This window comes from Candidatus Hydrogenedentota bacterium (assembly GCA_019695095.1).
Taxonomy (GTDB): domain Bacteria; phylum Hydrogenedentota; class Hydrogenedentia; order Hydrogenedentales; family SLHB01; genus JAIBAQ01.
The window spans coordinates 1-6,975 of record JAIBAQ010000253.1; the positions used below are offsets into that span (position 1 = coordinate 1).

Consider the following 6,975-nt stretch of genomic DNA (forward strand, 5'->3'; position numbering starts at 1 on the left):
TTGAGGAGTAGGCGGACCGCTACGATTTCGACGGATTGGAGTTGGGTGGGATGCGGTTCGGGTTCCATCTGCGGCCGGGCAGGGAGGTAGAGGGCGCGGCTGTCTTGACAGCGTTCATGCGCCGCACGCGCGCGCTGCTGGACCGGTGGGAGAAGCGGCGCGGTCACCGGATTGCGCTGGGCGCGCGAGTGCCGTCGCGGCCACAGACAGCCGTGGCGCTGGGCATGGACGGGGCGCTGTGGGCGCGCGAAGGGCTGGTGCAACTGCTGACTGTGACGCCGTTCTGGGCGAGCATTGAGACGGACATGCCGATGGAGCTTTGGCGGCGGCTGGCCGGTGACCGTGTGATTCTGGCGGCTGGGTTGGAGTTGCTGGTGCGGCCTTATCATGACTATCGGCCGCTGCAGTTCAATTCGCTGGAGACTGTGCGAGGCGCGGCGGCTTCCCTGCTGTCGCGGGGCGCGGACCGGGTGTACCTGTTCAACTATATGGACTCGCAGACGGCCATGACGGACCTGGAGAATTACCCTGCGCTGTTGCGGGAGTGCGGCCGGCTGGAGACGTTGGTGGGCAAGCGGCGGAGGCATGTGATTACGTACTCCGATACGTGGGCGCCCGGGGAGGCGGCGGGGTCGCAGTTGCCGAAGAAGGTTGAGGCGGGGCAGTGGGTGTCGTTCCGGCTGCATGTGGGGCCGCGGCTGAGGAATGCATCGATCCGGCTGGAGTTGGAGGATTGTCAGGTAGCGGAACTGCGGTGGAATGGAGAGTTGTGCCAGCCGGGTGGTGCGGCGGAGGCAGGAAAGCCGGGGCCCGCGCGGGGGTTCCAGGTGTGGCGGGGGCCGGAGGGAGTGGAGGGCTGGGGGGTGGTCGATGTGAAGGCGGGGACGGCGGGGCGGGTGCATTGGGTGGAGGTGGCGGGCGGGTGAGGGACTCTTCGGCGCGACACGAGCCTGACGTTTCTAATCGAATGGACGGAGGGAGATGTCGCCGACGTAAACTTGGAGGATTACCATTAGGGGGGCTTTTATGCGCATGCTGAATCCACCCCACCCGGGGGTCTTTGTCCGGGCTGAGATCATTGATCCGCTTGGGTTATCTGTTACGGCCGCCGCGGAGGTCCTGGGGGTGTCGCGTCCGACGCTTTCCAGTCTGCTAAACGCTCGGGCCGCTTTGTCCGGCGAGATGGCGTTGCGCCTGGAGAAGGCTTTTGGGGTCAAGATGGATACGCTGATGCGGATGCAGTCTTCGTACGAGATCGCCCGAACCCGGCGAATGGAGAAGCAGGTCCGCGTCCGGCGCTACGAGCCGGCGGAGCCGTGTAAGTCCGCCTGAATGGCGGACGCGGGATACATGTGGGCTCACCCCGATGTAGGTGGCCACCGACGAGTTGTTCCAAGCGCAGCCGCTCCGCTGATTTGTGGCGCGAGTTGGTGTGGAGGGGTTAGAAAGTGTTGGCTGGTTCGGCCGCGGTCTGGCGGGGCGACATGCTCCACCACGTCATCGCACAGGATGAAAACATATTCCCCGATTTGGCCTTCCACCGGATGCACGACATCGAGAAATGAGGCGCGTTCAAAGTTGGTATTGCGGTTGTCGAATTTCGAGGATAGTTGGGCGGCGTATTGTTCGTCGTCGCTCATGCCCAGGCCCCGGATGGACTTCAGCGCCGGAAAGTCAGGCAATGACAGCGGGGTCCCGAATAAGTTCATGCTGAGCGCATAAAGCATGCCGCGCATGCGGACGGAGGAGTGGCAAGAGGTACAGCTCGATTCGTCACGGGCGAAACCACTTTCCGGCAATATGTTCTGGGTTGAACAGAGATTGCAGTGAAAGGTTGCGAGCATAAGGCCACATTATCATCTGGAAAGGGAAAAGGGTAGGTCGGATTGTGCAGCAGACTGCTGCACTATTTGGATAAGCTGGGACGCAGGATCCCTATGCCAGACCCTTTTGCCGTTTCCAGCGGGTACCAGTCCTTGTTGGCGACTCTGAAACAGCGCATCCAGCATTCGCAGGTGCGCGCCGGTCTGGCAGTCAACCGCGAGCTGGTTCTGCTCTACTGGTCGATCGGGCGGGAGATTGTGGCCCGGCAGGAGGCGGAGGGCTGGGGCGCCAAAGTGGTGGATTCGTTGTCCTCCGACCTGCGGCGGTCCTTCCCGGAGATGCAGGGACTCTCTCCCCGCAACTTGAAGTATATGAAGGCTTTTGCTGAGGCTTGGCCGGACGAGGCAATTGTGCAACAGCTTGTTGCACAATTGCCCTGGGGACACAACGTTCGAATCCTGGATCAGGTGAAGTCCCCGGCCGAGCGCCAATGGTACATCGAGCAGACCATCGCCAACGGCTGGAGCCGCAATATCCTCGTCCTGCAAATTCAGTCCGGGCTGTACCAGCGGCAGGGCCGCGCTATCACCAATTTCACCAAGACTCTGCCCGAACCCCAGTCCGACCTGGTCCGGCAGATCCTCAAGGATCCTTACAACTTCGACTTCCTTATGCTCAGCACGCAAGCTAAGGAGCGTGATGTCGAGCGTGCATTGCTGGACCATATTCGCCAGTTCCTGTTGGAGTTAGGGGCGGGCTTCGCGTTTGTTGGCAGCCAATATCCGCTTACCGTCGGCGGCCAGGACTTCCGGCTGGATCTACTCTTCTACCACTTGCGGCTGCGCGCATTTATCGTCATTGAGTTGAAGGTCGGCCCCTTCCAGCCCGAACACGCCGGTTATGGAAAGCCGGACGTTATGAAAAGTGCGGCATAGACTCGCCTGACGTTTCGAAGCTTGTTTACACATCTTCTTGACATAACGTCCCACCATCTCCTATCGGCCGAGGCTCTGAAGCCAGTTCAGCAGTTTTCCGTCCAGTTGCCATGACGGAACAGCCTCGGAGGGCACAGTATTTGTAAACGCTTCTTCCAGTGCCTTGCGCTTCATCTCGCCATCGATGCGCGCATATACTTCAGTGGTCTTTAAGTCCGCGTGGCCAAGAATGTCCCTGATGTAAACCAAGTTGACCCCGGCATGAAGCAGATGCATCGCCTTCGAGTGTCGAAAGCTATGCGGCGATATGGCTTCTGGCAGGACACCTGGGCTTTTGTTGCGGGCAGACTCAACGCATTTGTCCAGGATGTACTTGATCCCTGCTCGCGTGAGCTTCTCCCCACGCCTATTCGGGAACAGCGGATACGAGTGCTTACCAGTGCCCGCCAAGCCGGTGTCGGAAATGTATTGGCGCACGATGGCAGCTGTCGGCTCCAGCAGGGGGACTATGCGCGTTTTACCGCCCTTGCCGGTAATCTTGATGGTGGCCGGTGGCTCCGTCCTGAAGTCTCCGACGCAAATGTCAGCCATCTCCTGAACGCGAGCGCCGGAGTCGTACATCAGGCTCAGCAAAACCATGTCCCTGCGGCCGCACATCTTTCTCGCGTCGGGTTGTTCCAGTATGAGCTTCATGCCCTCTGGTGACATGTAGTTGACGGTCCTCGATTTCCCCCTCTTCTTGGGAATCGAAATTATCAACTGGTACTGGTTGAGGCGCGTCACGTCTTCCGTCTGCATGAAGCGGCAAAACGAGTGAAGCGCCGCAAGACGCTGGTTCCTTGTTGCAACGCTGCAATGACGTTGATCTTCGAGCCAACCGAGAAATGCGCATACCAGGTCCCTTGTCAGCAGATCGAGCGTCATCTCCTCCGGAGCCGTATTCTCTTGCGACTTGCAGTATTTTAGGAACAGCAAAAACGTGTCCCTGTACGACAGGATTGTGTTTGGACTGGCGCCTGCCTCCCCAGGAAGATATCGGGCAAGGAACTTGCTCACGAAATGAGGGAAATCGGCGGTCTTTTTCATTGCCACGCACCCCTTGGAATCACGAAAGCCGAGATGGCGCTCGCTCTCTCAATAACCTCAGGGAACATGTCCTGCGTTAGCCTGACATACTGCTCTGTGGCAGACAGCGACGCATGGCCAAGATAGGTTGACAGGAGCGGCAGGGCACAGTACATGTCCATCCCTTTGTCTGTCATGGCCTTCAACGAATAAACCGAAAATGTGTGGCGAAAATCATGCAGCCGGGGACCTGTCCCGCGCCCGCCGTGTGAGATCCCCGCTGCCCAGATCACTTTCCTGAACCATTTGTAGATATGGCTCTGACTGACCATACAGCCATCCCTGTGAGCGAAGAAGGGTCTCTTGCCGTCTTTCGGCAGCTTATGATGAGCGCTACTGTATCCGCGAAGTACAGCCAGCAATGAATCCGCCACGGGGATGAGCCTATCGTTGTTGAACTTGGACTGCCGGATAACGAGAATGCCATTGTCAAGATCGGTGTCGCCGAGTCGAAGTCCAAGGGCCTCGGATATTCGCAGTCCGCAGCCCAGAAGCAGTCTGAAAAGCACGGGCAACATCACTGGCATCACGGAAGGGGTCCTTGCGCGGATCCGATCGCATTCCTCAAATAATCGGCGCAATTCTTCTTGGGAGAAAATGTGCGGGGCGAACGCTCCACTTGCTCGCGATTTCCGCGTTGGACGAGGCAAATGGACATCCACGCCTCTCTCTGACAAGTACTTCAGGAATTGGGCCGTCTCAAGAATGCGACGTCTTTGCGTCAGCCGGTTCTCGTTTGGCCTAACTGAACACCATTCCTCAATCAGCTCTTTGCCAATGCCTGCGTCATCCCCTCCCCTAGCGGACAAGAACCTCGAAAAACTCCGCAGGGAGCGCGGTACTGTGTCGTATTTAAGACCTTGCGCACGCTTGTAGCGTATGAAGTTGGCCATGTGCTCCGCGCATGGGCTTTCGTAGTAGCCGGCAGTTTCGTCATTCTTCATGAGCGCGCGCCTCCTAACCGATTTTCGTGACCACAGCATAGGGCGGCGACTTCAAGCGCGCACTCGCGCAATCTGGTGATGTCGATCTTCAGGTATACGGATGTCGATTCTGTGTCGGTATGTCCCAGAGCTTCTGAAATGATTGGCATGGGTACGTTGTTTTCAAGCAGGGCGCTTGCCAGGCTGTGCCTTAGCGCGTGGGGGCCGTGTTTCTTACCTGGCGGAATGTGGATTCCCGCCTCTTTCAGCCGTGCATAGACGGTGTGATGGATCGAGTTGGCGGACATCACGTCATTCGGAGCGTTGAGCTTTAGGAACAGAAACCGCTCGTCTGATTTCGGCCTCGCATAACGGATGTAGTCAATGACGGCTTCCCCGACATCGTTGAGCAACGGCAGCGTCACGGGTTCTCCGGTTTTTTGCTGCGCCACCTCAATGAGGTTCCGATCCCACTTGAAGTCGGCGAATGTCAGGTTTGCAATATCGGACGCCCGAAGGCCAAGCCGGGCGGCAAGCAGGATCAGTGCGTAGTCTCTTTTGCCTCTCGGATTCTCTCTGTCGATGCTGTTGACCAAACGCTCGATCTCGTCTTTCGCGTAAGCGGAAGGGATTTTTGCTTTCTTGCAGTAGCGGAGCTTGGGAACGACCGCGCTTAGGTCGGTCGTGGTTACCCCTTGGCCATACAGGTAGCGCAAAGCGCGCCGCAACACGCAGATCGTATGGTAGATCGTGGGCAATTCGTATATGGCCAAGGCGTTGATGAACCCTTGCACATGCTGGGCGTCAAGCCCTGCAATGCTCTCCAGGCATTGCTGCTCCAAGTACTTCGAGAAACGCTCCAGATATAGGCATGTGTCGCGTATGTACCGTTGGGACAGTCCAATGGCCGATTGATGCGCCGCGAACTGCTGGAACGCGGATTTGGTCGGCCCAGAAAAGACGAACCCGCGTTTCACCCGCCGCAGAGAAATTATGCCGGTACGTTTGAAATCGGCGAGCATGTAAATGGCCTTCATCCATCTATGCTTGCTGTTCTCGTTCAGATGCTTCGGATGGGTACGCATTGCCTCGCCAAGGAATTTCATCCCGAAATCCATGTCGAAGTCCCCCGCCGGCCGGGCACCTGCCTGCTTGCACAACCTGTTCCAGACGATGTGATACTGCTTCAACACGGTCGCTTTGTAGTCGAGCCGCTTCATTTCCTCCGAAGTAGCACTTACCAGATCGGCGATTGTTCTTGCTTCTTCACTCACGATGATTTGCTCCAGACTGAAGTTGGCCATGGTTGGCCAACTTCAGTCTGGAGGTTATGTGAAGGAAATCAACCCCGAGCCCTTCTACATCAACGACGTCTATGACGCACTTGTCATAACGTCCTGCTTTCCATAACCGGCATTATGCGAAGCTTCGCATAATGTCGGCAAGATGAACTTCTACCTTTCGGCCGTCGACGACTTGCTGAAGCATCCGGGCGACCAGTCGAGCATTGGGTTGATCCTCTGCCGGTCCAGGGAAAGGATTATCGTCGAGTACGCATTGCGCGACACGGCCAAGCCGATGGGCATCGCCGAGTTCCGGCTGCTGGAGACTCTACCGGAAGACCTTCAGGGCAGTCTGCCGTCGATCGAGGAGTTGGAAGCGGAACTGAGCGGGCACGCAGTTGGTGAGCCGACTCCGTCCGATGACTGACCCGGCCCGAGCCTACCCGCAGACAGTGCCGGCGATTTCGCGGGTTCCGTTTTCCTGGTTGAAGTAGTAGACCGTCAGGACTTGGCCGCCGGGCAGGACTACGGCCCAGGGGTAGCCTAGGTCTGAGCTGCCGCCGTCGTCGCGCAATACGATTTCCGGGGATTTGTCCGCCTGCGTGCAGTCGGGGTTCAGGATGCGTGCTCGAATGCCGTAGGGCTTGTGGCGATAGCCGTAGACCAGCCAGACGCGGCCGTCCGGCAGCCGTACGGCGTGATGAGGATGGCCCTGGAAACCGGCGCCTTCCCAGCGGAAGCTCTTGCCTTTGTCGGTGGAGCGGGCGATGACGGTCTGGTCATCGTACTTCTCCGTGCGCACGAAGGCGACCAGATCGCCCTGGGCCGTTTCGTAGAGGGATGTCTCGTTGAAGCCGATTTTCTGGTCCACGGCGATGGGGCAGG

At 58.3% G+C, this 6,975-nt stretch carries 9 protein-coding genes; 4 read left to right on the plus strand and 5 right to left on the minus strand.

Going from position 1 to position 6,975, the window contains the following annotated elements; genetic code table 11:
- Nucleotides 1–188: 188 nt before the first annotated feature.
- Complete coding sequence (locus tag K1Y02_23995; protein ID MBX7259443.1) at nt 189–926, plus strand: hypothetical protein; 738 nt, start codon at nt 189–191, stop codon at nt 924–926.
- A gap of 106 nt (nt 927–1,032) precedes the next feature.
- A complete protein-coding gene (locus K1Y02_24000) occupies nt 1,033–1,332 on the plus strand; it encodes a HigA family addiction module antidote protein (GenBank protein ID MBX7259444.1) in 300 nt (99 codons plus the stop codon).
- 26 nt (nt 1,333–1,358) lie between these two features.
- On the opposite strand, the gene K1Y02_24005 is transcribed toward K1Y02_24000, so the two are convergent.
- Nucleotides 1,359–1,844, minus strand: coding sequence for a hypothetical protein (locus K1Y02_24005; protein MBX7259445.1), 486 nt, complete (start codon nt 1,842–1,844; stop codon nt 1,359–1,361).
- 93 nt (nt 1,845–1,937) lie between these two features.
- Between K1Y02_24005 and K1Y02_24010 the strand changes: the two genes are divergently transcribed.
- On the plus strand, nt 1,938–2,759 hold the full coding sequence (locus tag K1Y02_24010; GenBank protein ID MBX7259446.1) for a PDDEXK nuclease domain-containing protein: 822 nt from the start codon (nt 1,938–1,940) through the stop codon (nt 2,757–2,759).
- Between the two features lie 60 nt (nt 2,760–2,819).
- On the opposite strand, the gene K1Y02_24015 is transcribed toward K1Y02_24010, so the two are convergent.
- Genes K1Y02_24015 through K1Y02_24025 form a run of 3 tightly spaced genes read right to left on the minus strand, consistent with a single transcriptional unit; the run spans nt 2,820 to nt 6,111 of the window.
- Nucleotides 2,820–3,845 carry a site-specific integrase gene (locus K1Y02_24015; protein MBX7259447.1) on the minus strand — a complete coding sequence of 342 codons (1,026 nt, stop codon included), beginning with the start codon at nt 3,843–3,845 and terminating at the stop codon, nt 2,820–2,822.
- Complete coding sequence (locus tag K1Y02_24020) at nt 3,842–4,828, minus strand: tyrosine-type recombinase/integrase (protein ID MBX7259448.1); 987 nt, start codon at nt 4,826–4,828, stop codon at nt 3,842–3,844. Before K1Y02_24020 ends, K1Y02_24015 begins: the two co-directional genes overlap by 4 nt.
- Nucleotides 4,825–6,111, minus strand: coding sequence for a tyrosine-type recombinase/integrase (locus tag K1Y02_24025; protein MBX7259449.1), 1,287 nt, complete (start codon nt 6,109–6,111; stop codon nt 4,825–4,827). Before K1Y02_24025 ends, K1Y02_24020 begins: the two co-directional genes overlap by 4 nt.
- 142 nt (nt 6,112–6,253) lie before the next feature.
- Here K1Y02_24025 and K1Y02_24030 point away from each other — a divergent pair, with 142 nt between their 5' ends.
- Entirely contained in the window at nt 6,254–6,517 is a 264-nt protein-coding gene (locus tag K1Y02_24030; GenBank protein MBX7259450.1) for a DUF1016 domain-containing protein, read from the plus strand.
- Nucleotides 6,518–6,529: 12 nt separating this feature from the next.
- Here the strand turns inward: K1Y02_24030 and K1Y02_24035 are convergent.
- A partial coding sequence (locus tag K1Y02_24035; protein MBX7259451.1) for a glycoside hydrolase occupies nt 6,530–6,975 on the minus strand: 446 nt, incomplete at its 5' end.

Coding starts and splice junctions, on each gene's coding strand:
- K1Y02_24025 (MBX7259449.1), bottom strand. CDS start 6,111: ATGGCCAACTTCAGTCTGGAGCAAATCATCGTGAGTGAAGAAGCAAGA.
- K1Y02_24030 (MBX7259450.1), top strand. CDS start 6,254: ATGAACTTCTACCTTTCGGCCGTCGACGACTTGCTGAAGCATCCGGGC.
- K1Y02_24000 (MBX7259444.1), top strand. CDS start 1,033: ATGCTGAATCCACCCCACCCGGGGGTCTTTGTCCGGGCTGAGATCATT.
- K1Y02_24010 (MBX7259446.1), top strand. CDS start 1,938: ATGCCAGACCCTTTTGCCGTTTCCAGCGGGTACCAGTCCTTGTTGGCG.
- K1Y02_24015 (MBX7259447.1), bottom strand. CDS start 3,845: ATGAAAAAGACCGCCGATTTCCCTCATTTCGTGAGCAAGTTCCTTGCC.
- K1Y02_24020 (MBX7259448.1), bottom strand. CDS start 4,828: ATGAAGAATGACGAAACTGCCGGCTACTACGAAAGCCCATGCGCGGAG.
- K1Y02_24005 (MBX7259445.1), bottom strand. CDS start 1,844: ATGCTCGCAACCTTTCACTGCAATCTCTGTTCAACCCAGAACATATTG.